At 54.5% G+C, this 20387-nt stretch carries 22 protein-coding genes; 12 read left to right on the top strand and 10 right to left on the bottom strand.

What is annotated here, in order from left to right; all coding sequences use genetic code 11:
• Positions 1-126 precede the first annotated feature (126 nt).
• The 3 genes from neuC to CLV80_RS11985 are packed head-to-tail and all read left to right on the top strand — an operon-like array spanning position 127 to position 3773.
• A complete protein-coding gene (neuC, locus tag CLV80_RS11995) occupies positions 127-1251 on the top strand; it encodes a UDP-N-acetylglucosamine 2-epimerase (protein WP_106358159.1) in 1125 nt (374 codons plus the stop codon).
• Positions 1235-2497 (top strand): 3-deoxy-D-manno-octulosonic acid transferase, encoded by a 1263-nt coding sequence (locus CLV80_RS11990; RefSeq protein WP_106358158.1) that lies wholly within the window; start codon positions 1235-1237, stop codon positions 2495-2497. Before neuC ends, CLV80_RS11990 begins: the two co-directional genes overlap by 17 nt.
• Complete coding sequence (locus CLV80_RS11985) at positions 2490-3773, top strand: 3-deoxy-D-manno-octulosonic acid transferase (RefSeq protein WP_106358157.1); 1284 nt, start codon at positions 2490-2492, stop codon at positions 3771-3773. Before CLV80_RS11990 ends, CLV80_RS11985 begins: the two co-directional genes overlap by 8 nt.
• Here CLV80_RS11985 and modC read toward each other — a convergent pair.
• The 4 genes from modC to CLV80_RS11965 are packed head-to-tail and all read right to left on the bottom strand — an operon-like array spanning position 3770 to position 7459.
• Complete coding sequence (modC, locus tag CLV80_RS11980; RefSeq protein ID WP_106358189.1) at positions 3770-4831, bottom strand: molybdenum ABC transporter ATP-binding protein; 1062 nt, start codon at positions 4829-4831, stop codon at positions 3770-3772. The two genes, CLV80_RS11985 and modC, sit on opposite strands and share 4 nt — an antisense overlap.
• Positions 4831-5526 (bottom strand): molybdate ABC transporter permease subunit, encoded by a 696-nt coding sequence (gene modB, locus CLV80_RS11975; protein WP_106358156.1) that lies wholly within the window; start codon positions 5524-5526, stop codon positions 4831-4833. The genes modC and modB overlap by 1 nt, the downstream gene beginning before the upstream one ends.
• A complete protein-coding gene (gene modA / locus CLV80_RS11970; RefSeq protein WP_106358155.1) occupies positions 5523-6311 on the bottom strand; it encodes a molybdate ABC transporter substrate-binding protein in 789 nt (262 codons plus the stop codon). Before modA ends, modB begins: the two co-directional genes overlap by 4 nt.
• Complete coding sequence (locus tag CLV80_RS11965; RefSeq protein WP_106358188.1) at positions 6302-7459, bottom strand: acetoin utilization protein AcuC; 1158 nt, start codon at positions 7457-7459, stop codon at positions 6302-6304. Before CLV80_RS11965 ends, modA begins: the two co-directional genes overlap by 10 nt.
• Before the next feature lie 34 nt (positions 7460-7493).
• Here CLV80_RS11965 and CLV80_RS11960 point away from each other — a divergent pair, with 34 nt between their 5' ends.
• From CLV80_RS11960 to ptsP, 4 genes are all read left to right on the top strand, one after another.
• Entirely contained in the window at positions 7494-7967 is a 474-nt protein-coding gene (locus CLV80_RS11960; RefSeq protein ID WP_106358154.1) for an NUDIX hydrolase, read from the top strand.
• Positions 7968-8009: 42 nt separating this feature from the next.
• Positions 8010-8414, top strand: coding sequence for a DUF1178 family protein (locus tag CLV80_RS11955; RefSeq protein WP_106358153.1), 405 nt, complete (start codon positions 8010-8012; stop codon positions 8412-8414).
• Between the two features lie 101 nt (positions 8415-8515).
• Positions 8516-9754 carry an aspartate kinase gene (locus CLV80_RS11950; protein ID WP_106358152.1) on the top strand — a complete coding sequence of 413 codons (1239 nt, stop codon included), beginning with the start codon at positions 8516-8518 and terminating at the stop codon, positions 9752-9754.
• A 35-nt stretch (positions 9755-9789) separates the two neighbouring features.
• Positions 9790-12033 carry a phosphoenolpyruvate--protein phosphotransferase gene (ptsP, locus tag CLV80_RS11945; protein WP_106358151.1) on the top strand — a complete coding sequence of 748 codons (2244 nt, stop codon included), beginning with the start codon at positions 9790-9792 and terminating at the stop codon, positions 12031-12033.
• On the opposite strand, the gene CLV80_RS11940 is transcribed toward ptsP, so the two are convergent.
• Both CLV80_RS11940 and CLV80_RS11935 read right to left on the bottom strand, forming a co-directional pair.
• Positions 12024-12815: an EcsC family protein gene (locus CLV80_RS11940; protein ID WP_106358150.1), complete on the bottom strand. Its 792-nt coding sequence runs from the start codon at positions 12813-12815 to the stop codon at positions 12024-12026. The genes ptsP and CLV80_RS11940 overlap by 10 nt on opposite strands.
• Before the next feature lie 25 nt (positions 12816-12840).
• Complete coding sequence (locus tag CLV80_RS11935; protein WP_106358149.1) at positions 12841-13347, bottom strand: GNAT family N-acetyltransferase; 507 nt, start codon at positions 13345-13347, stop codon at positions 12841-12843.
• A 69-nt stretch (positions 13348-13416) separates the two neighbouring features.
• Between CLV80_RS11935 and CLV80_RS11930 the strand changes: the two genes are divergently transcribed.
• On the top strand, positions 13417-14019 hold the full coding sequence (locus tag CLV80_RS11930) for a flavin reductase family protein (RefSeq protein WP_106358148.1): 603 nt from the start codon (positions 13417-13419) through the stop codon (positions 14017-14019).
• Positions 14020-14205: 186 nt separating this feature from the next.
• Entirely contained in the window at positions 14206-15135 is a 930-nt protein-coding gene (locus CLV80_RS11925) for a hypothetical protein (RefSeq protein ID WP_106358147.1), read from the top strand.
• A 52-nt stretch (positions 15136-15187) separates the two neighbouring features.
• Here the strand turns inward: CLV80_RS11925 and CLV80_RS11920 are convergent, their stop codons facing one another.
• The 3 genes from CLV80_RS11920 to CLV80_RS11910 form a co-directional block, all read right to left on the bottom strand.
• Positions 15188-15436, bottom strand: coding sequence for a peptidase (locus CLV80_RS11920; RefSeq protein ID WP_207766569.1), 249 nt, complete (start codon positions 15434-15436; stop codon positions 15188-15190).
• Between the two features lie 73 nt (positions 15437-15509).
• Positions 15510-16430, bottom strand: coding sequence for a calcium/sodium antiporter (locus tag CLV80_RS11915; RefSeq protein WP_106358146.1), 921 nt, complete (start codon positions 16428-16430; stop codon positions 15510-15512).
• A 96-nt stretch (positions 16431-16526) separates the two neighbouring features.
• Entirely contained in the window at positions 16527-18143 is a 1617-nt protein-coding gene (locus tag CLV80_RS11910; protein WP_106358186.1) for a SulP family inorganic anion transporter, read from the bottom strand.
• A gap of 31 nt (positions 18144-18174) precedes the next feature.
• Between CLV80_RS11910 and CLV80_RS18485 the strand changes: the two genes are divergently transcribed.
• From CLV80_RS18485 to CLV80_RS11900, 3 genes are read left to right on the top strand one after another with little or no spacing between them, the layout of a single operon-like run.
• Positions 18175-18318 carry a hypothetical protein gene (locus tag CLV80_RS18485; protein ID WP_207766568.1) on the top strand — a complete coding sequence of 48 codons (144 nt, stop codon included), beginning with the start codon at positions 18175-18177 and terminating at the stop codon, positions 18316-18318.
• A 1-nt stretch (position 18319) separates the two neighbouring features.
• Positions 18320-19186 carry an S-methyl-5'-thioadenosine phosphorylase gene (locus CLV80_RS11905; RefSeq protein WP_106358145.1) on the top strand — a complete coding sequence of 289 codons (867 nt, stop codon included), beginning with the start codon at positions 18320-18322 and terminating at the stop codon, positions 19184-19186.
• 10 nt (positions 19187-19196) lie between these two features.
• Complete coding sequence (locus CLV80_RS11900; protein ID WP_106358144.1) at positions 19197-19727, top strand: adenine phosphoribosyltransferase; 531 nt, start codon at positions 19197-19199, stop codon at positions 19725-19727.
• 44 nt (positions 19728-19771) lie between these two features.
• Here CLV80_RS11900 and CLV80_RS11895 read toward each other — a convergent pair whose 3' ends face one another.
• Positions 19772-20362 carry a hypothetical protein gene (locus CLV80_RS11895; RefSeq protein WP_106358143.1) on the bottom strand — a complete coding sequence of 197 codons (591 nt, stop codon included), beginning with the start codon at positions 20360-20362 and terminating at the stop codon, positions 19772-19774.
• Positions 20363-20387: the final 25 nt, after the last annotated feature.

Genomic DNA, 20387 nt, shown 5'->3' with positions numbered 1-20387 from the left:
TGCATATTTGTGGCATAGCGGATCTGAGCAATCGTCCAGAACCCAAATCTGCCTGCGGTTCTCAGTTTCCTTTTCACCTGCCTGCCGATAGTCTGCGCGGCAATATATCACTGATTTGGAGCCGCAATGTCTCGATCTATTCTATTCGTGACCGGTACCCGGGCAGACTTTGGCAAACTTGAGCCTTTGGCAATTGCCGCACGTGATCAAGGTTTTGCGGTGTCTTTCTTTGTCACGGGCATGCATATGCTGGATCGCTACGGGCTGACTAAGGTTGAAGTCCACCGCACCCCCGGCGTCAATGTGCATGAATTTCTAAATCAACGTGCTGGCGATCCGCAGGATATGATCCTTGCCAAGACCGTGATTGGCTTTTCAGATTTTGTGAAAGAACATGCGCCGGACCTCGTCATCATCCATGGTGACCGCGTTGAAGCGTTAGCCTGTGCTTTAGTCTGTGCAACAAATTACATCCGATGCGCGCATATCGAAGGCGGCGAAGTATCTGGTACGATTGATGAAATTTATCGTCACTGCAATAGCAAACTGGCAAGCAGCCATTTCGTTTCCTCAGATGACGCCGCCCGACGTGTGATGTCATTGGGCGAGGCCGCAGATGACATTCATGCGATTGGTTCGCCCGAGCTCGACTTTCACGCTGGCCCCTCCGGCGTAACAATGGAAGACGTCAAATCGCGCTATGATCTTGCCTTCGATGACTTTGGCATTTGTATCTTTCATCCGGTCACCTCTGAGGCCGCGACCATGGGTGCGCAAGCCGATGCGCTCTTCAGTGCATTAGACGCGTCAGGCAAAAATTTCATCCTCATCGCGCCTAACAACGATCCGGGTTCTGTCGATATTTTTGCCGCGATCAATCGTTTGCCCACTGACAGGTTTCGCGTGCTACCGTCGATGCGCTTTGCGCATTTTTCTGAACTCATGAAAAACGCAAGCGCCATGGTCGGAAATTCATCTGCGGGTGTCCGTGAGGCACCGTTTATTGGTGTGCCATCGCTTGATATCGGCACCCGACAAACCAACCGTGCGAAATCTCCTTCGGTGTTTTTTGCAGCAGCATCCGAGACAGATAAGATAGCCGCATTTTTAGCTGAACAATGGGGTAAATCACATCCGCGCCATGATGCTTTTGGTGGAGGCAGCGCAGCAGATCGATTTGCCGCAATTTTGCAAACGGATGCGTTCTGGAACAGTGCGCTACAAAAGACATTCCATGACGCCGAAAGCTAGCATGCAGCGCGGATTGGTGTTGCGCCTTTACTTGGGCGTCAGTCACCTCATCCCTGCCATTGCTGGGCGTGTGCTTCGCAAACGGCTCACGCGCGGCAAAGAACACCCGACACGTTGGTCTGAAAAGCAGGCACAGTCACTTGCTCATCGCCCTGAAGGGACGCTAATTTGGCTGCATGCCGTCGGATTGGGCGAGATTCTGTCCCTGCGCGGCCTCATTGCGCGTATGGCAAATGAACGGCCAGAGGCGTCTTTCTTAGTCACCTCAACGACACTTGCCTCGGCCGAAGTATTCGCAAAAAATTTACCCCCACGTACGCTCCATCAGTTCCTACCGCTGGATGCACCCCGCTATCGGCGGCGTTTTTTAGACCACTTTCGGCCCGACTTATGCATCTGGACAGAACAAGATATTTGGCCCGGATTTGTAAGCGACATCAATCGTCGCGGCATTCCGCAGACTGTCATTGCCGCGCGGATGGATGGCAAATCATATGCTGCACACAAGAAGGTCAAAGGTCTGTACCGCAATTTGTATCAGGCAATGGCGCTCATTACTGCGCAAGATCAGACAACTGCAGACCATCTTACCAAACTGGGCGCACGGCCCATTATTTCGGGGTCATTAAAACCTGCGGCCCCTGCCCTGTCATATGATGGTGACGAACTGGCAGCTTTGCGTGCCCACCTCGCGGGGCGGTTCATTTGGGCAGTGGCCCCTTCCCATCCAGAAGATGAACAGATCGCTATTCGCGCAAACGAAATATTGCGACAATCGCATCCCGATGCCCTGCTGGTTATCGTGCCAAGGTTTCCAAACCGCCGCGATGAATTTGCGGAAAACGCCCCACGTAAATCGCTATCAAAGCGACCAACAAAAACCGACTCACTGTGGATTTGCGATACCTTCGGGGAACTTGGGTTAATTTACAGGCTTGTACAGGCGGCTCTCATTGGTGGGACCTTTAGTGAAATCGGCGGGCATAACCCGTGGGAAGCTGCCGCGCTAAACACTGCCATTTTTCACGGACCCCAAGTCGACAACTTTGTGAACGACTATGATCAACTGGACACCGCAAAGGCCGCATTCATGGTTTCTACACCCCAAGATCTTGCCGATCATTTACGCAACGATGATCTGATCAACCAAGCGATGCGTGCAGCGGATTGTGTGCAAACAGCCAGCCACCAAACCGATCTGCTGGAAAATGACCTGCTGCGACTGCTAGACTCGACGCATGAATAAATTTCCACCGCTCAAACTTCGCATTGCAATGATTGTCTACGAAGCACTCTGGTGGCTTCTGCTTCCGGCGGCCTTGCTTTACCTGCGCAAACGTGGCCGCAAGGATCTGGTCTATGCACAGCATATCTCTGAACGGTTTGGGCGATATTCCAAACAGTTCAAGAACCCGGTTTGGGTCCATGCCGTGTCGCTTGGCGAAATGCGGTCGGCAACGCCGCTTATTCGCGCTTTGCTAGAACGGGGCGAAACTGTTCTGACCACGCATTTCACCCCCGCTGGACGGCGCGAGGCCGAACGCGAGTTCGCGACTGAGATCGCCGAAGGCCGTGTTCAGCCGGTTTGGGTGCCGCTAGAGCTTGGGTTTACCTATCGCCGTTTTCTTCGCCACTTCACCCCAAAATACGGGCTAGTGATGGAGATCGAAATTTGGCCGCGCATGATCATGGCTTGTCGCAAACACGGCACGCCGCTGTTCATGTGCAACGCGCAGTATCCGCAGAAAAGCTTTGATAAAGACACCAAAGGACTTGGCCTGCGGGCGGCCCTGCTGGGGGGCTTTGCGGGTGGTTTCGTGAAATCAGATGACCAGCGCAGTCGGTTCGCCGCTGCGGGCATGACCAACATCCATATCACGGGCGAGCTCCGCTTTGACCAGCCTATCCCACAGCACCATTTGGACACTGCCGCCGATGTGCGCGAGGCGCTAACCAAAGGCCGCCCTGCACTTACGCTAACATCCGTGGTTGAAGGCGAAGATCCGATTTACATCGACATGATCCGAAACACGCCGGATGCGTTTTTCGTCTATGTTCCGCGCGCCCCAGAACGGTTTGATGAAGTCGCCGATATGCTGCGCGATGCAGAGCTGAATTTCGCCCGGCGATCAGAAATTCTTGACGCTGATTTAAACCTGCACGCAAACGCCCCAAAAATCGACGTTCTGCTGGGCGACAGCATGGGCGAGATGTATTTTTATCTGTCACTTGCTGATCGCGCGATAGTAGGTGGCGGTTTTGTCCCCAAGGGTGCACATAACGTGATTGAGCCCCTCGCCCTGAAAAAGCCAGTGATCGTTGGCCCTCACATCTGGACCATCGCCTATCCCGCGCACGAGGCAATAGCCGCAGGTGTTTGCGACAACGTTCAAACGCCCGCGGCGCTTTTGCAGGCTGTCCAGCAGCCAACGCCAGTCACTGAAAACCAGATCACACAGTTCTACGAAGATCATGCCGGCGGCGTAATCCGGACGCTAGCCGCGATTGACAAGGCGCTTTAGCCGCCGATGTCCTCGGGGCCGACGGCCGTGGCCTTGATGATCGCATAGATTTGCTGCCCAACGGCCAGCTCCATCCGTCCGGCACTGCGTCTTGTGACCCGCGCAAGCAATTGATCGTCGCCAGCACGCAACCCAACAGCAACGCCCGGCCCACGTCCGGGCCGTATTTCAGTGATCGTCACAGGTAGCACGTTCAAGGCGCTCATCCCCGTGGGTGCCTCACGTGCAAGGATCACGTCCTGTGCCGGTATCCGTATCCGCAGCAACTGCCCTATTTCACCAAGCTGCCCCGGCATCAAAAGACGCCCACCTGAAAACTGCAGTTCCGTTAGATCATCGTCCAATAGGCGCCCTGCAACCCGCGTGACGATGACAGCACCCGCTGTCCGCGTACCCAGCAACGGTACAACATCAGGGCTCGAAAGCACCTGCCCAACCGGCCCGGAAATCGCAACTTTGCCCTCATCCAGAACCACCAAGGTCGTAGCGAGGCGGGCGACCTCTGACACGTCGTGACTGACATAGATGATTGGAACACGGGTTTCGTCGCGCAGGCGTTCAAAATAGGGCAAAATCTCCGCCTTGCGCGGGGCATCAAGCGCTGCCAGCGGTTCATCCATCAGCAAGATTTGCGGATCACACATCAATGCACGCCCCAGCGCGACGCGCTGGCGTTCACCGCCAGATAGGCCCGCCGGACGCCGATCTAACAGCGGCTCTAGCCCCAATATTTCAATCACATGTGCTGCGTCATGGTCACCGCCATAGGTCAGATTGCGGCGCACAGACATATGCGGAAACAGCCGTGCATCTTGAAATACATACCCCACTCGGCGATGGGGCGGCGGTAGGTTAACCCGTGCAGCACTATCAAACAGCACAGCATCGCCCACGACAATCTTACCTGCGTCAGGCCGCGACAATCCGGCAATTGCGTTCACCAATGTCGTCTTGCCCGAGCCAGACCGACCGAATATCGCCGTCACGCCAGCAGGCGCATTGATATCGACGTCCAGTCCGAATTGTCCTTGGTTTTCCTGAACACAGATACGCAGCATCAACGTCCCACCCTGCGCGCCATGCGGTGCGACAGCCATTCTGAAATGAGCAAAGCGCCCATGGCGAGAATAATGGCGACAGTCACCAATCCAACAACAGCAGGTTCGCTACCCGGTACTTGCAGCAGTCCGTAGATCGCGGATGGGATCGTTTGGGTTTGCCCTGGAATGGCCGCAACAAAGGTAATCGTCGCGCCAAATTCGCCCAGCGCCTTGGCAAATCCAAGAACTGCGCCTGCCAGAATGCTAGGCAAGATCAACGGCAAGGTCACCGTCATAAAGACCCTTGTTCGCGATGCACCAAGCGTCGCGGCAGCGTCCTCTAATCCTGGGTCGACAGCCTCGATCCCAAGGCGAATTGCACGCACCATCAGTGGAAATGCCATCACTGCGGCCGCAAGGGCTGCCCCAGTCCAACGGAACCCCAAAGAGATACCAAACACCTGCTCAAGAAAGCTGCCAATCGGTCCCTGTTTTCCAAAGGTCACCAACAGCAAATAGCCTGTCACGACTGGCGGCAAAACCAACGGCAAATGGACGATGCCATTTAAAAGTTGCCGCCCGAAAAACCGTTTTCGCGCCAGCAAATACGCCACACCAATCGCGAGAGGTAGCGCACAGATCACGGCCACGACTGCCACACGCAGTGACAGCATGATCGCTGCCCATTCGGACAGTCCCAAAAGGTCCATCATCGTGAAACTGGGGGCAGAAAACCTGCCTCTGCCATCATCGCTTGCCCTGCGGATCCCGTCACAAACCCCCAGAATGTAGCAGCGTTTTCATCTGCGTCAGGCGTCAACGCACCCGTATAGCGGATCGGTGTGTGGCTCTCTTGCGGAAAACTCGCAACCACGCGCACCGCGTCAGATATCCGCGCATCGGTTGCATAGACGATACCTAGCGGGGCTTGGCCTCGTGCAACGAGCGCCAGTGCCGCACGTACGTTATCGACTTCGGCCAATTGCCCGGCAAACTGATCCCACAAACCTAGATGGATCAGCGCCTCTTTTGCATAAATGCCGGCAGGCACCGCATTGGTCAGGCCAACGGCAATACGCCCTCCGCCCAGCGCAGTCGTGATCCCATCGGCGGTCAGCGGCACGTCATTTGACGTCGCAGGACCAATAAGAACCAAACCGTTGCTTGCGAAGTCACTGACCGTATGCGGCTGCACATGATCACCGTCGCGCAAGTAGTTCATCCAATCCGCATTCGCCAAAAGCACCACATCGGCTGGTGCGCCCTGACTGACCTGCCGCGCGAGCGTCCCGCTACCAGCATACGACACGACGACATCTGGGAACTGCGCGGCCATCGCATCCACAGGTTCCTTGAGGCTTGCGGCCGCAAATACCAAAACCTCTGCGCGCGCGGTCTGCGCACCGAAAAGCGCAAGGCAAATCATAGTGATGAAAGGTCGGATCAACATGCCGCGACTATCGAGGCGTTCGCAGCCATTCGCAAGGCCTAGACCCATTGCCGCGCACGTGCGGCCAAAACCTGCAAACCACTGCGAATGTCGGCGTCAATTGGACCAAGGCGAGGATCATCCCGTAGCGTTGTGATCCAATGTGGTTCGGGATGGCGGGTACGTTGCGGGGTCTGCCACGTTAACGCCTGCAAAACATCCTGTGCTACGTCGGGCACACGGTCTGGAATCTCAGCCCCCTGCAATGTCGCCCATACGCCCGCCCATAATCTGCCCACCGACCAAGGATTATATCCCCCGCCCCCCAATACCAGATAGCGCGGGGACATCGCGGCCAATGCCTGAACAATCGCCCAATGTGCGTTGTTTGACAGACAAAGCCGCGATTGCGGGTCTTCGGTCACAGCATCCGCACCGCATTGCAGGACAACAGCATCGGGCCGAAAACCCGCGACCAGTGGCAAGATCAAATCATCGCGGATCAATGCCATGGCATCGTCATTCATCCCTGCTGGAACGGGTAAATTGAACACCTGCCCTACCCCGCAATCAGCCAACGCACCTGTCCGAGGCCAGCGATTAGCCTCGTGTACAGAAATCAACAGGGTGTCGGGGTCAGCCGCAAACGCATGTTCAACCCCGTCAGCGTGATGGGCGTCAATATCAACATAAGCAATCCGCTGTGCACCATTGCGACGCAGCGATTGGATCGCCAGCACAGGGTCGTTCAAATAACAAAAACCATTCGCACGATCTGGCATGCCATGATGGGTACCGCCTGCCGGTGAATAGATAACACCACCCTTGGACAACAATTCACCCGCCAATAACGACGCCCCGGCCGAGGTCGCAGGACGGCGGTACATTTCAGTGAAGATTGGATTAGACGGCGTGCCAAGCGCATGACGCGCCCGTGTTTCATCACTCACAGCCTGTGCGGTTTCGGCTGCTTGTAAGGCAGCGATATACTGATCGGTGTGAAATCCGGTAAGTGCTGCGGGCTTTGCACGGGGACTTGTGATAAACTGTGCCGCAGGCAACCATCTCATTGCGCGGGACAAATCCATGACCGTCGAAACACGCGGCACACGTAACGGATGCCATGCGCCATAGCTCGAGTTCCGATAGATCTCGGACCCAATAAAGCGTGGGAAAGGGCTTGCCTGTGCAAGCGGGGCATGCGTAACGTCCTGCATCTTCAGCGGTGTACCGTAAATCAAGACTGGAACCATGGCAAAAATCGCTTTCCGCCAACTCCCTATTAAGCTTCGGGCTGGACGAAAAACGGACGTACGCGCGCAATTCGCAGCCCTATGTTGGCGGATGCACAACGACAACCTTGAGATCTGCATCGTAACGACCCGCAATACTGGCCGCTGGATTTTGCCCAAAGGCTGGCCCATGCACAAACAAACACCGGCCCAAGCCGCCGCAACCGAGGCCTATGAAGAGGCTGGTATTACCGGTGATGCGATCGATCACTGCCTTGGTGTTTACAGCTACGTTAAGCCGCTAAAATCCGGGACAGCACCTATTGTAGTGATGGTCTACCCCGTTCATGTGCGCAACGTGCTAAGCGACTGGCCCGAAAAAGGGCAACGCAAACGCAAATGGCTAAGCCCCAAGAAAGCCGCGAAAAAATTGCAAGAACCAGAGCTAAAACGTATCGTTGCTTCGTTTAAACCTCAGATGGTCCTGCACTAACGGCAAGCTTGCAAGCGCCAGTAAAACGCCTATTTAACAATCATGATCCGCTTCAATCTCAAATGTGACCAAGACCATGCTTTTGAAAGCTGGTTTCAATCCGGCGATGCTTTTGAAAAACTAAGCAACGCAGGGCTGATTAATTGCGACACATGCGGTTCAACGGCCGTGACGAAATCCATCATGGCACCTTCGGTTAGCACCTCGAACCGAATCGCGGCACGCAAAGCCACTGAAAACCCCATCGAAGAACTGCGCAATAAGGTCGAAAGTTCTTCTGAATACGTTGGCAATTCCTTCGTCAAAGAAGCACGCGACATGCATGACGGCGTAAAGCCAGAGCGCCCCATTTATGGCGAAGCAAAACTGGAAGAGGCTAAGAAACTGGTCGATGACGGTATCCCAGTGCTCCCGCTTCCTTTTATTCCTCGTAAAAAGACCAACTAGTCCCCCGTATTAGTGTCAGTTGCGCATTGCCCTTGGCGGCGTGCGCCTTTAAGACACCTGCGGAATTACTACAGGGGTGGAACGCCCCGGGGGACACGACCATGCCAACGCTTGTAATGAAATTTGGCGGCACATCGGTTGCCAATCTTGACCGGATCGCCCGCGCTGCGAAACGCGTCGCTGTAGAGGTCGCCAATGGATATGACGTCATTGTCATCGTTTCGGCCATGTCCGGAAAGACCAACGAATTGGTTGGCTGGGTCAACGAAACATCCCCGCTTTATGACGCACGCGAATATGATGCGATTGTATCTTCGGGTGAAAACGTCACCGCTGGCCTGATGGCGCTTCGTTTGCAGGAAATGGATATTCCTGCACGTAGCTGGCAGGGTTGGCAGGTACCGGTACAAACGACATCTGCGCATTCAAACGCGCGGATCGAAGAAATCCCAACCGACAATATCAACGCCAAGTTCGGCGAAGGTATGAAGGTTGCAGTTGTTGCAGGTTTCCAAGGGATCAGCCCCGAAGGCCGCATCACAACATTGGGCCGTGGCGGATCAGACACCACAGCCGTCGCATTTGCCGCCGCTTTCGGCGCGGAACGTTGTGATATCTACACTGACGTAGACGGCGTTTATACGACCGACCCACGGATCACCAAAAAGGCGCGCAAGCTCGACAAGATCGCATTTGAAGAAATGCTCGAACTGGCATCGCTTGGCGCCAAAGTATTGCAAACGCGCTCGGTCGAATTGGCGATGCGCTATAAGGTACGCCTACGCGTGCTATCATCTTTTGAGGAACCATCGGACGAAGCAGGTACGCTCGTCTGCGATGAGGAGGAAATCATGGAATCCAACGTCGTGGCCGGTGTGGCCTATTCCCGTGACGAAGCAAAAATGACCCTGATTTCGGTCGCTGACCGCCCCGGCATTGCCGCCGCGATCTTTGGCCCACTGTCTGACGCCGGTGTTAACGTCGACATGATCGTGCAGAACATCTCGGAAGAGGGACGCACAGACATGACGTTCTCTTGCCCGGTTGATCAGGTTGTGCGCGCCGAAAAGGCGATGCAAGAAGCCAAAGACAAAGGCGACATTAATTACCACGATCTTGTCGCGGATGAGGGCGTTGCAAAAGTATCAGTCGTTGGCATCGGCATGCGTAGCCACACTGGCGTTGCTGCGAAAATGTTCCAAGTTTTATCCGCTGAAGGTGTGAACATTAAAGTCATCACAACCTCTGAAATTAAAATTTCCGTGTTGATTGATCGAAAATACATGGAACTTGCCGTTCAGGCCCTGCATGATGCATTCGAATTGGAAAAGGCTAGCTGATCGCAAACGATCGGTTCGCCGTCGACGGGGGACCAATGCCAGAACGGATTGAAACCGAGAGCCGCAAGCTGCTTGGCCGCCTACGCGAGGCGTTGGCCGCCGATAACGAAGGTCAAGCCCGTCTAGACGAAGTCGTAGATCTTATCGCGACATCGATGATGACCGAGGTTTGCTCGATCTATCTCTTCCGTGATTCTGAAACGCTTGAACTGTGTGCGACCAAAGGCCTGCAAGCTGAAGCGGTCCACCAAACCCGGATGCGTCTTGGCGAAGGTCTCGTTGGTCGAACAGCCAAAAGTCGGACGGTAATCAACACAGCAGACGCCCCCGCCGAAAAAGGTTTCCGCTACATGCCGGAAACAGGCGAAGAACGGTATTCATCGTTCTGTGGTGTTCCGATTCAACGCCTTGGCGACGCCATGGGTGTGCTTGTTGTCCAATCTAAAGCTGCCCGCGAATTTTCAGCAGACGAAGTGTATGCGCTTGAAATCGTAGCGATGGTTCTGGCCGAGATGACCGAATTGGGTGCATTCGTCGGCGAAGGTGCCGCCCTATCTGCCCGCCATCAACAACACGTCATGCTCCGCGGGTCAGTCGCCCAAGAAGGTGCGAGCGAAGGCCGCGTATTCCTGCACGAACCGCGCGTGGTCGTCACGAATCCGATCTCGGATGATCCTGATGTGGAACTGGCGCGCCTGCGCGATGGTGTCGAAAAGCTACGCAAATCGGTCGATAATATGCTGCTCGGGGCGCGTTCCGCCGATGCGGATCAAGCTGAAGTTCTTGAAGCATACCGCATGTTCGCCAATTCTGGCAGCTGGATGCGCCGGATGGAAGCCGATGTCAGTAATGGCCTATCTGCCGAAGCGTCGGTCGAAAAAGAACAATCGCTTGCGCGTACCCGCCTAAACCAAGCCGGCGATGCATACTTACGCGAACGGTTGCACGATCTAGACGATCTATCCAACCGTCTGCTTCGCATCCTGACCGGGCAAGGTGCAGACGCGCGCAATGATATGCCAGAAAATCCAATTCTGGTGGCCCGCAATATCGGCCCCGGTGAACTGCTTGAATACGGGAAGGCCCTAAAGGGAATCGTTCTTGAAGAAGGGTCCGTCGGTAGCCATGCAGCCATTGTTGCACGGGCTTGGGCGATCCCATTGATCATCAACGCCAAAGGCATCACCCGAGAAGCGCTAAACGGCGATCCGATCCTTGTTGATGGCGACCAAGGAATCGCACACCTACGGCCCGACGAAACGGTCCATGGCGCGTTCCGTGATAAGCTCGCCATGCAAACCCGCGCCCAAGAACGCTATGCATCAATCCGTGACCTACCCGCGACGACAAAATGTGGCACGACGATCTCGCTTCAGATGAATGCGGGGCTGATTGCAGACCTACCGTCGTTGGAAGGTTCGGGTGCCGAGGGCGTTGGCCTATTCCGTACCGAACTACAGTTCTTAGTGCGCAATAAGATGCCACGTCGTGCCGAATTATCGGCCCTTTATTCACGGGTTGTGAAATCTGCGAACGGCAAACGCGTTGCGTTCCGCACTCTTGATATCGGATCAGACAAAGTCCTGCCCTACATGAAGCCCAACGATGAACCCAACCCTGCCATGGGCTGGCGTGCGATTCGTGTGGGGTTAGATAAACCCGGTGTGCTACGGATGCAGTTGCAGGCCCTGTTACGCGCCGCAGATGGCGGGCCGCTGGCCGTTATGTTCCCGTTTATTACCCAACTCGAAGAATTTCGCGCAGCCAAGGCCGAGATGGACAAAGCCATCGCCCGCGAAAAAATCTTAGGCCACAGCTTACCATCCTCGCTAGAGGTCGGCGCAATGCTGGAAACACCATCCTTGGGTTTCGCCCCCGATGTATTCTTCGAAGAGGTGGACTTTATCTCAATAGGCGGCAACGATCTGAAACAGTTCTTCTTTGCTGCTGATCGGGAAAACGAACGGGTGCGTAAACGCTATGACACGCTCAACGTCAGTTTTTTGTCTTTCATCAGCCAAGTGATTGACCGCTGCAATGCTTCCAATACCGCCCTATCGTTCTGCGGCGAAGATGCCGGACGACCGGTCGAGGCCTTGTGCTTTGCCGCGCTTGGGCTGCGTACGCTGTCAATGCGCCCAGCATCTGTTGGACCAGTAAAGCACCTGCTGCGTCGCGTTGATCTGGGCGAAGTTAAGGCCGTCATGGACGAGGCAATCGCACGCGGCGATCAATCGGTACGCCGTGCCGTTGCCGATTGGCTTGTTTATCAAGTCTGATTAAGTAAGGCGTTGTGAAACGCGTCGGTTACGACGTCCTGCCCGTGGTCCCGCGCGAGTTTGCGTAGGCCAAAATGCACATGTGCAAGCGCCACATAGTAATCGACAAACGCGTAATTGGTCCCTGCCCCAGCAGCGGCACCCAATATCGGCACGGTTTGGGTCGCCAGCTTTTGCGACATTACCGCCGCAAACTTTGGCGCGACCCTGCTAATAAGCCCATGCACCGCGGCACCTGACAGCCCAAGACGGGCCCCGATAAATGCCGTATCAACACCGTCATCCGCCGTTCCTGGGCCACCGGCCCCAAACACCGCAAGGCATTCCATACGGGTTTCAACAGATTGTGGATCTTCGCCATGACCTTCGGCAACATGAAGCACCGCGCGGAAGATTACGGTCGTCGCGACGGGCAATTCCGCCAGTGCTGTTGGCAAGCCACCCAGCCCACCAATCGCGCCTGTGATTGTTCCCATCGCCTTGTGAACCCGGTCCGAACCGATGTTCTTACCCAGTCCGTCGCGCGATTTTGCTGCAACTTCAAAGCTGTGTTCCAGCGCCTTTCGGGCAATGTCATCGACCTGAGACCGTACCGGCTTGGGCAGCAGCTTCATCCCGTCTTCGACCTGACCACCAACAAAGTTGATCGCCTTCATCAGCACACCACGTGCGCGCCTTTGTCGTTCGGCCAGCGCAATAATCTGCGCGCGCGCCTCGTCACTCAGCGGGGCGGGTAAATCTATTGGGTTCAGTGCTTTTAGGTCATTATCTGTTACGCTCATACAATCAAGATGGGGGCGCGACGACCTATTTGCAATCAGTGGCTTGCGTGACATGCCCTCTAATGCCGTCCCAAGCACCGTCACGCAGCGCCAGTCCCAACACACGATCAGGGTTGGTTGGCGGAGGCATTTCAACGCCTTGCAGCTTCTCAAAACCAAAGCGCCCATAATAGGGTGCATCGCCAACCAGCATCACTCGGTCCCATCCGTGATCCGCCGCGACGGCCAAACACTGCCGCATCAGCATGGCGGCAACACCTTCGCCTTGGCGGGTCGGGTGAACGGCAATGGGACCAAGCAACACGGCCAAATGCCCATGGATACAGACAGGCCAATTGCGCACAGCACCCGCCAAGATGCCATGTTCATCACGCGCAGTGAGACACAAGGGCGCAATCGGCGGAACGCCATCACGCAAACGATAGGACGACAACGCGGACCGACCGGGTGCAAAGCAAAGGTCGTACAGCGCCTCTACTTCCCACCAGTCACCCGCCGTTTCCTCGGCCATTGTCATTGGGGCTTGCTGCATTATTCTTTCATCTGGCCAAGTTAGTCGCGGCAAGCTACCTCTTAGAAAACCTAAGGAAAAGACAACACGATGTTTTACGAGCCAAAAAATGGGCACGGGCTGCCGCACAATCCGTTTAACGCCGTCGTTTCGCCCCGCCCAATTGGCTGGATTTCAACGCGGGGCACGGATGGGTATGACAATCTTGCCCCATATTCATTTTTCAACGCGGTTGCATACGAACCACCTCAGGTCATGTTTTCGTCGACCAGTACAAAACCTGACCGTGACGGCACCAAAGATTCGGTCGCACATATCCGTGAAACCGGCGTATTTGCAGTGAACATTGTTGAATATGCGGCCAAGGACGCGATGAACCAAACATCAGGCGCGTGGGACAAAGACACCGATGAATTTGCCCTTGCCGACATTGCCAAGGCCGAATGTAATGGAATCGCCTGCGCACGCGTGTCGAATGCACCCGCGACATTGGAATGCAAGCTCACGCAAATCGTGCAACTGCCCGGTGCGGCCAACTTCGCCGTATTCGGCGAAGTCATCGGCGTACACCTACGCGATGATTGCCTTATCGACGGCAAATTCGACGTGACAAAATTCGGGATGCTCGCCCGCATGGGCTATCAGGACTACGCTGTCGTGCGCGATGCGTTCACGCTCAAACGGCCTGGTTAAGCTCAAAACAATCAAAGATCACATCACCCTATGGAAATACACCCAAAAATAGAAAGTGCCGCATACATGCAACAATAAACGCGTGATTAATTCACTTCACATCTCCCCGAGGCAAACCACTATTGACGTTAGGACTAATCAGATGTTTCTCGCCTCTCATTGAACTAATTAATCAATGGAAACAATATGATACTGAACATTAAATATTTAGCCGTCGCAACCGCGGCTATTGCTCCCCAACTTGCTAGTGCAGACGAACTGGTTTTACGTGGTGGTATCGCATCAGGTTTCGCAAACGAATATACATATGCGTTAGAGGATGATGACGGAGAAACACCTATTAATACCGACTACGGCTTAGGTATGATGGGCTCTGCAACATACAGCATGGATAATGTTTACAAGAATATCGGACTAGACCTTAACTTACAGTTTGGCGTTCTCTTGGGTAAAGATGATAGCGGTGATCCATTGGATAACTCTTGCTATATCACTACTTACCTGGGCCTCATCCCCGATTGTCAAGATCGTGCAGACACCGAAAACCAGACTGCATATGCAGACCTATCTGCTTTGGGACGATTTGAGGTTGGATCAGGTCTGACAGAACTGCTTGCTGGGGTTTCATATCTGGGTATCAAAAACCAACTTGAAACGGACTATCTTTATCCCAATGGTTTCGAAAACTTTGTATCTCGGGACACTGAGTTCTCGGGGCTTGGCTTGAAAATAGGCGCGCGTCATCAAGTTCCTTTACAGAATGGCATGACCATACAAATCGAAGGTTTCGTCGCACAATACCGCGGTGATCGCACGACTGATATCGTTGATTTCGAAACGTCCAATGGGTCACCTAACGACGAACAAACCGCTTCAGCTACAGACACAATCGATGTCACCACATTTGAACTGACACCATCTGTCTTGATGGATGCAGCATGGGCAGGCGATGGTGCCACAATGGAATTTGGCATCAGCTATAAGCTGCTTTCAGGTGCCATTGATACACGTAACTTCGTCGATCATGGATCTATTGATCCATTCGAAGAAGGGGATGAATTTGACGATGTATCATCGACATCCATCTTCGCAGGGGTCACCATCCCGCTGCAATAATAACGCAGTTAAATTTAAAAAAAGGCGGGGCGCATATGCGCCCCGCCTTTTTTTAAATCACGATCCAAAAATACCGCCCGATCCCATAAACATAAAGCACCGTGAACAGCATGTTGATATACTTCAACTGCGGTTCCGTGCGCAGCCATGCGCAGTACATCCAGATTAAGCAAAACGGTAGGCTGAACAGCATCGCTGCCAATTGCCACCCCTGCACAACGCAAATTGTGCTGGCAACGCCCAGCACAAATGCGACCCATTTCAATTGCTGCTCATAAGCCGCAAATGCCATCAGTGTCATAGTCTATTATGTCTCGGTAATGTCCGCCGTGAACCCGGCGAGTGACAAAAACCAGATAGCTTAGTTTTCGGGTTCACGCAACAATTGCAACGACATACCCAACATAGGCCGCAACAAACGAAAACCCTGCCCAACGTGGGATCTGTCCACGAATGCGTGCAAATGCGGCAGGCGCAAGTGCAGCAAGGATGAATACAGCCAAGGTCACCCCTGCCATGTCGGCTGGAACCGTCAGCGGATAGACTGCGGCGGTAATCCCTAGGATACCCAGCACGTTGAAAATGTTGGACCCAATGATGTTACCAATCGCGATGGCGCCCTGCCCCTTACGCGCAGCCACCACAGAGGTCACGAGCTCGGGTAGCGATGTACCAACGGCCACAATCGTAAGGCCAATCACGGCCTCTGATACGGCAAATGCACGTGCAATTTCGCTGGCACCTTGGACGAGGAACTTTGCCCCGGCCATTACGCCCAAAAGGCCTAGCAGAAAGACACCAACGCCCGCCCAGACGGACATACCTTCGACCGGTTCTTCGGCTTCATCTTCGGGACGCTTGCTGCGGAAAGTGACAATCAGATAGCCTGCAAGCGCAGCAAGACAAAGCAGGCCCGCAGCCCGCCCAATATACCCAAACATAATAAGCCCCGCGCAAAGCGCAGTGGCCCCCAGCATCACCATACCGTCACGTTCAAGCAATGCGCGACCGGGCACAGCCCCCATCGCGGCTGTGACACCTAAGATCAGAAGGATATTCGCGATATTGCTGCCAACCACATTGCCCAACGCGATACCGGGAAGGCCTTGGAAGGCAGCGATAAGGCTGGTCATGAGCTCTGGCATAGAGGTGCCGAAACCAACGAGCGTCAAACCGATAACAAATGGCGAAAGCCCCGCACGCTGTGCAACCGCTACAGCCCCGCGCACAAGCACATCACCGCAAATAACCAAGGCCAAAAGGCCTCCGGCAACGTAAGCAATATCAATCAACATTTAGAAAGTCCGAGGCCATGAACGCGCAATTGCTGCGCCAGTAGCCAAATGGGCGCGCAACACATCTGTGTCGTCGCGCGCCCATATTCAAGGGGATTAATGTCCGCCAAGGATGCCTGTTTTAACACCGTAATCAACGGCCAGCGCGTAATCTGGGTCATCGTCACTATCCACGATCAGGTGCCCTGCTTTGGACAGCAGTTGGTGGCAATCGTGGCTGATGTGGCGCAACTGGATACGCTTGCCTGCGGCCTCGTATTTACCGGCAATCGCTTCGATCGCTTGCAGCGCTGATTGGTCAACAACGCGGCTTTCGTCAAAGTCGATGATGACCAAAGACGGATCGCTTTCGACATCAAACAGTTCGGTGAAACCGTCAGATGAACCAAAGAACAGCGGACCTCGGATTTGGTAAACCTTTGCACCTTCGGGCGTTTCATGTGTCTTGGCGTTAATGCGTGTGGCGTTGTTCCAAGCATAGGCAAGCGCCGAAACGATCACACCAACCACAACGGCGGTCGCCAGATCAGTCGCAACGGTCACCACGGTTACAAGGATCGTCACAAACGCGTCCATACGCGGTACTTTGCGCAAGATGGTAAGCGAGTTCCAAGCGAATGTGCCGATCACAACCATGAACATCACACCGACCAGCGCAGCAAGCGGAATACGTTCAATCAGGCCACTTGCGAACAAGATGAACGCCAACAAGAACAATGCCGCCGCGATACCAGCAACGCGGGTACGGCCACCAGATTTCACGTTAATCATAGACTGACCGATCATCGCGCAACCGCCCATACCGCCAAAGAAACCAGTGACTGTGTTCGCTGCACCCTGTGCGATGCATTCTTGGCTTGCGCCACCACGGTTGCCCGTCATTTCACCAACAAGGTTCAGCGTCAGCAGGCTTTCGATCAAACCAATCGCAGCGAGGATCAAAGCATAAGGCAAGATGATCTCAAACGTTTCCCATGTCATCGGAACCATTGGAATATGGAACGGTGGCAGGCCACCTTCGATGCTCGCCAGATCGCCAACAACTGGCACATCAAGGCCGAAACCAATCACGATGGCAGCAACAATACCGATACCAGCAAGCGGTGCCGGGATCGCATTCGTCAGCTTTGGAATGAAGTAGATAATCGCCATTGTTAGTACGACCAGCCCCAGCATCAACGCCATTGGACCGCCTGAAAGCCATTCGCCACCGCCAACACCATGGCCAACAGCCTCGGCTGTGCCGGGAACCTTGAATTGCCCCAGCTGCGCAAGGAAAATCACGATTGCCAGACCGTTCACAAAGCCCAGCATCACAGGATGCGGCACTAGGCGAATGAACTTACCCCAGCGCATGATCCCGACAAAAATCTGCAGCAGCCCCATCAGAACGACAGTCGCAAACAGATATTCAACACCATGCTGAGCAACAAGGCTAACCATCACAACAGCCAACGCACCAGTCGCACCCGAAATCATACCGGGACGGCCACCAAAGACGGCGGTGATCAAACCAACAATAAACGCAGCATAAAGGCCAACCAATGGCTGAACCCCAGCGACGAACGCAAAGGCAACCGCCTCTGGCACCAGCGCCAAGGCAACTGTCAGCCCTGAAAGCACATCAATGCGAAGCTGTTTGGGTGTCAAAGGTGCGTTCGGATCGCTAATCGAAAGACTATCTGCGAAACTCGCTAAAAGAGCGCGGGCCATGAGGATTCCTGTCAAAATGGGGATGTTACGCATGCCCTATCGGACCTGCGTGCAATTGTCACCCCTTGGGGCGCAGGTGCCTTATATTGTTGCGACAACGGCACGCCTGCAGGGGTTCACATTTGATTGGTTCCCAGCCAAAGTTACGCGGATCGAATTCAACGCAGGTGACTAAAATGCAAACGAAAATCGGCATCATTGGTGGTTCAGGTATCTATGATATGGACGGGCTAGAAGATCCAAAATGGGTCACAGTCGAAAGCCCATGGGGCACGCCATCTGATGCAATTCTGACCGGAACGCTAAACGGGGTCGCAATGGCGTTTCTGCCACGCCATGGCCGCGGGCACCTGCATTCCCCCACGACAGTGCCCTATCGGGCCAATATCGATGCACTGAAACGGCTAGGCGTGACTGACATCATCAGCGTTAGCGCCTGCGGATCGTTCCGCGAAGAACTCGCCCCCGGTGATTTCGTCATCGTAGATCAGTTCATCGACCGGACCTTTGCACGCGAAAAATCGTTCTTTGGCACTGGATGCGTCGCACATGTCAGCGTCGCGCACCCAACGTGCGAACGTCTTTCAGACGCTTGTGAAACCGCCGGCCGTGATGCGGGCATCACAATTCACCGAGGCGGCACCTATCTAGCGATGGAAGGGCCGCAGTTTTCGTCCATGGCCGAAAGCAAAATGTACCGCGAATGGGGCTGCGATGTGATCGGGATGACCAACATGCCCGAAGCTAAGCTCGCCCGCGAGGCAGAGATTTGCTATGCCTCTGTCGCGATGATCACCGATTACGATAGCTGGCACCCAGATCACGGGGCCGTCGACATCACCGAAATTATCTCAACGCTACAAGGCAACGGGACCAAAGCACGCGATCTTGTCTCTCGACTCCCGGCGCTACTCGGGGCAAAACGCGAGACTTGCCCGCACGGCTGTGATCGGGCGCTTGAATACGCGGTTATGACCGCCCCTGATAAACGCGACCCTGCGCTGGTCGCCAAACTAGACGCCGTCGCTGGCCGTATCCTTTAGAAAGACCACCATGAAAACCGTCCAAGACTACATCCGCACCATCCCTGATTTCCCGCACGAAGGGATCATGTTCCGTGATGTCACCACATTGTTCAGCGACCCGCGCGGTTTTCGGATCGCCATTGACCAGCTTTTGCACCCCTACGCGGGACAGCCAATCGACAAGGTCATCGGGCTAGAGGCACGTGGGTTTATCCTTGGCGGTGCAATCGCGCACCAATTGGGCAAAGGTTTCGTACCCATCCGCAAAAAAGGCAAACTGCCCGGCAAAACCATCGAACAGGCCTATACGCTTGAATACGGCGAAGCCATTGTCGAAATCCACGACGACGCGCTGCAGCCGGGTGAAAAGATACTGCTGGTCGACGACCTACTTGCCACAGGCGGCACTGCCGAAGCCGGAATTAAACTGATCGAACGCATGGGTGCCGAAGTCGTCGGCTGCGCCTTCGTCATCGACCTACCCGACCTAGGCGGCCGCAAACGACTGGAAGGCCTAGGAATGGACGTGCACGCGCTATGTTCGTTTGAAGGTGAGTAAACGATAAAAAAAACGGCAGCCATAATCGACTTGGCTGTCGTTACTCATAGGCTTTCAGCAACAAGCTGCTGTTCGACTAAGTCAAGCAAGCTGCAAAATTTCTGATCTATCTCGCAAGCTGCTAAACGTTCATTTGGCGCAAGGAATTTTTGCGTCGGATAAAAGCCATCGAACAAAAACCGTGTGGCAACCATTTGCTGGCCATCTGGCAAAGCCAAAATATCGGCAATAACCATACGCTTTTCCAACGCGAACAAATCGCGATACGCCGCCTGCAAAGCATTTACGTTATCAACGTCCCACTTCGCCTCAGCAGCGATCCCGACATATCGCGAGCTAAGCACGGTATGATCTGCAAATGTGCTTAACAAAGGCAGCGACGAAAACAAATCCTGTTCATACAACGCAGCAGCAACGCCATCTGAGTACCCGAAAAGACCGTTGAACACGCAAAACGTCGTGGGAAATTCGGACAGAAACGCCGTTGCCGCACCCTGAGATGGTTCGCTTAACAGGTTGTCCTGCACCTCAATGAAATGCGGGACATCAACCGCCGCGATCGCATCGTCACAAGCCAATGCTGCCAAAGGCATAGTTGCGACGCACGCCGATATAAACAACCTAATACAAATCATTCCATGTGCTCCTAATAAAAAGCCT

The sequence above is a fragment of the Yoonia maritima genome (assembly GCF_003003285.1).
Classification (GTDB): Bacteria; Pseudomonadota; Alphaproteobacteria; order Rhodobacterales; family Rhodobacteraceae; genus Yoonia; species Yoonia maritima.
Note: the sequence above shows the minus strand (reverse complement) of the source record. Positions and strands in the feature narration are given on the sequence as shown.

What these genes read in the sequence shown, in the direction of transcription:
- CLV80_RS11965 (WP_106358188.1), bottom strand. Translation starts at nt 7,459, where the DNA reads ATGCAGGACGTTACGCATGCCCCGCTTGCACAGGCAAGCCCTTTCCCA.
- CLV80_RS11915 (WP_106358146.1), bottom strand. Translation starts at nt 16,430, where the DNA reads ATGTTGATTGATATTGCTTACGTTGCCGGAGGCCTTTTGGCCTTGGTT.
- CLV80_RS11910 (WP_106358186.1), bottom strand. Translation starts at nt 18,143, where the DNA reads ATGGCCCGCGCTCTTTTAGCGAGTTTCGCAGATAGTCTTTCGATTAGC.
- CLV80_RS11990 (WP_106358158.1), top strand. Translation starts at nt 1,235, where the DNA reads ATGACGCCGAAAGCTAGCATGCAGCGCGGATTGGTGTTGCGCCTTTAC.
- CLV80_RS11960 (WP_106358154.1), top strand. Translation starts at nt 7,494, where the DNA reads ATGGCAAAAATCGCTTTCCGCCAACTCCCTATTAAGCTTCGGGCTGGA.
- CLV80_RS11920 (WP_207766569.1), bottom strand. Translation starts at nt 15,436, where the DNA reads ATGACACTGATGGCATTTGCGGCTTATGAGCAGCAATTGAAATGGGTC.
- CLV80_RS11925 (WP_106358147.1), top strand. Translation starts at nt 14,206, where the DNA reads ATGATACTGAACATTAAATATTTAGCCGTCGCAACCGCGGCTATTGCT.
- CLV80_RS11895 (WP_106358143.1), bottom strand. Translation starts at nt 20,362, where the DNA reads ATGATTTGTATTAGGTTGTTTATATCGGCGTGCGTCGCAACTATGCCT.
- CLV80_RS11940 (WP_106358150.1), bottom strand. Translation starts at nt 12,815, where the DNA reads ATGAGCGTAACAGATAATGACCTAAAAGCACTGAACCCAATAGATTTA.
- neuC (WP_106358159.1), top strand. Translation starts at nt 127, where the DNA reads ATGTCTCGATCTATTCTATTCGTGACCGGTACCCGGGCAGACTTTGGC.
- CLV80_RS11985 (WP_106358157.1), top strand. Translation starts at nt 2,490, where the DNA reads ATGAATAAATTTCCACCGCTCAAACTTCGCATTGCAATGATTGTCTAC.
- modB (WP_106358156.1), bottom strand. Translation starts at nt 5,526, where the DNA reads ATGATGGACCTTTTGGGACTGTCCGAATGGGCAGCGATCATGCTGTCA.
- modC (WP_106358189.1), bottom strand. Translation starts at nt 4,831, where the DNA reads ATGCTGCGTATCTGTGTTCAGGAAAACCAAGGACAATTCGGACTGGAC.
- CLV80_RS11955 (WP_106358153.1), top strand. Translation starts at nt 8,010, where the DNA reads ATGATCCGCTTCAATCTCAAATGTGACCAAGACCATGCTTTTGAAAGC.
- ptsP (WP_106358151.1), top strand. Translation starts at nt 9,790, where the DNA reads ATGCCAGAACGGATTGAAACCGAGAGCCGCAAGCTGCTTGGCCGCCTA.
- modA (WP_106358155.1), bottom strand. Translation starts at nt 6,311, where the DNA reads ATGGGTCTAGGCCTTGCGAATGGCTGCGAACGCCTCGATAGTCGCGGC.
- CLV80_RS11905 (WP_106358145.1), top strand. Translation starts at nt 18,320, where the DNA reads ATGCAAACGAAAATCGGCATCATTGGTGGTTCAGGTATCTATGATATG.
- CLV80_RS11930 (WP_106358148.1), top strand. Translation starts at nt 13,417, where the DNA reads ATGTTTTACGAGCCAAAAAATGGGCACGGGCTGCCGCACAATCCGTTT.
- CLV80_RS11935 (WP_106358149.1), bottom strand. Translation starts at nt 13,347, where the DNA reads ATGCAGCAAGCCCCAATGACAATGGCCGAGGAAACGGCGGGTGACTGG.
- CLV80_RS11950 (WP_106358152.1), top strand. Translation starts at nt 8,516, where the DNA reads ATGCCAACGCTTGTAATGAAATTTGGCGGCACATCGGTTGCCAATCTT.
- CLV80_RS18485 (WP_207766568.1), top strand. Translation starts at nt 18,175, where the DNA reads ATGCCCTATCGGACCTGCGTGCAATTGTCACCCCTTGGGGCGCAGGTG.
- CLV80_RS11900 (WP_106358144.1), top strand. Translation starts at nt 19,197, where the DNA reads ATGAAAACCGTCCAAGACTACATCCGCACCATCCCTGATTTCCCGCAC.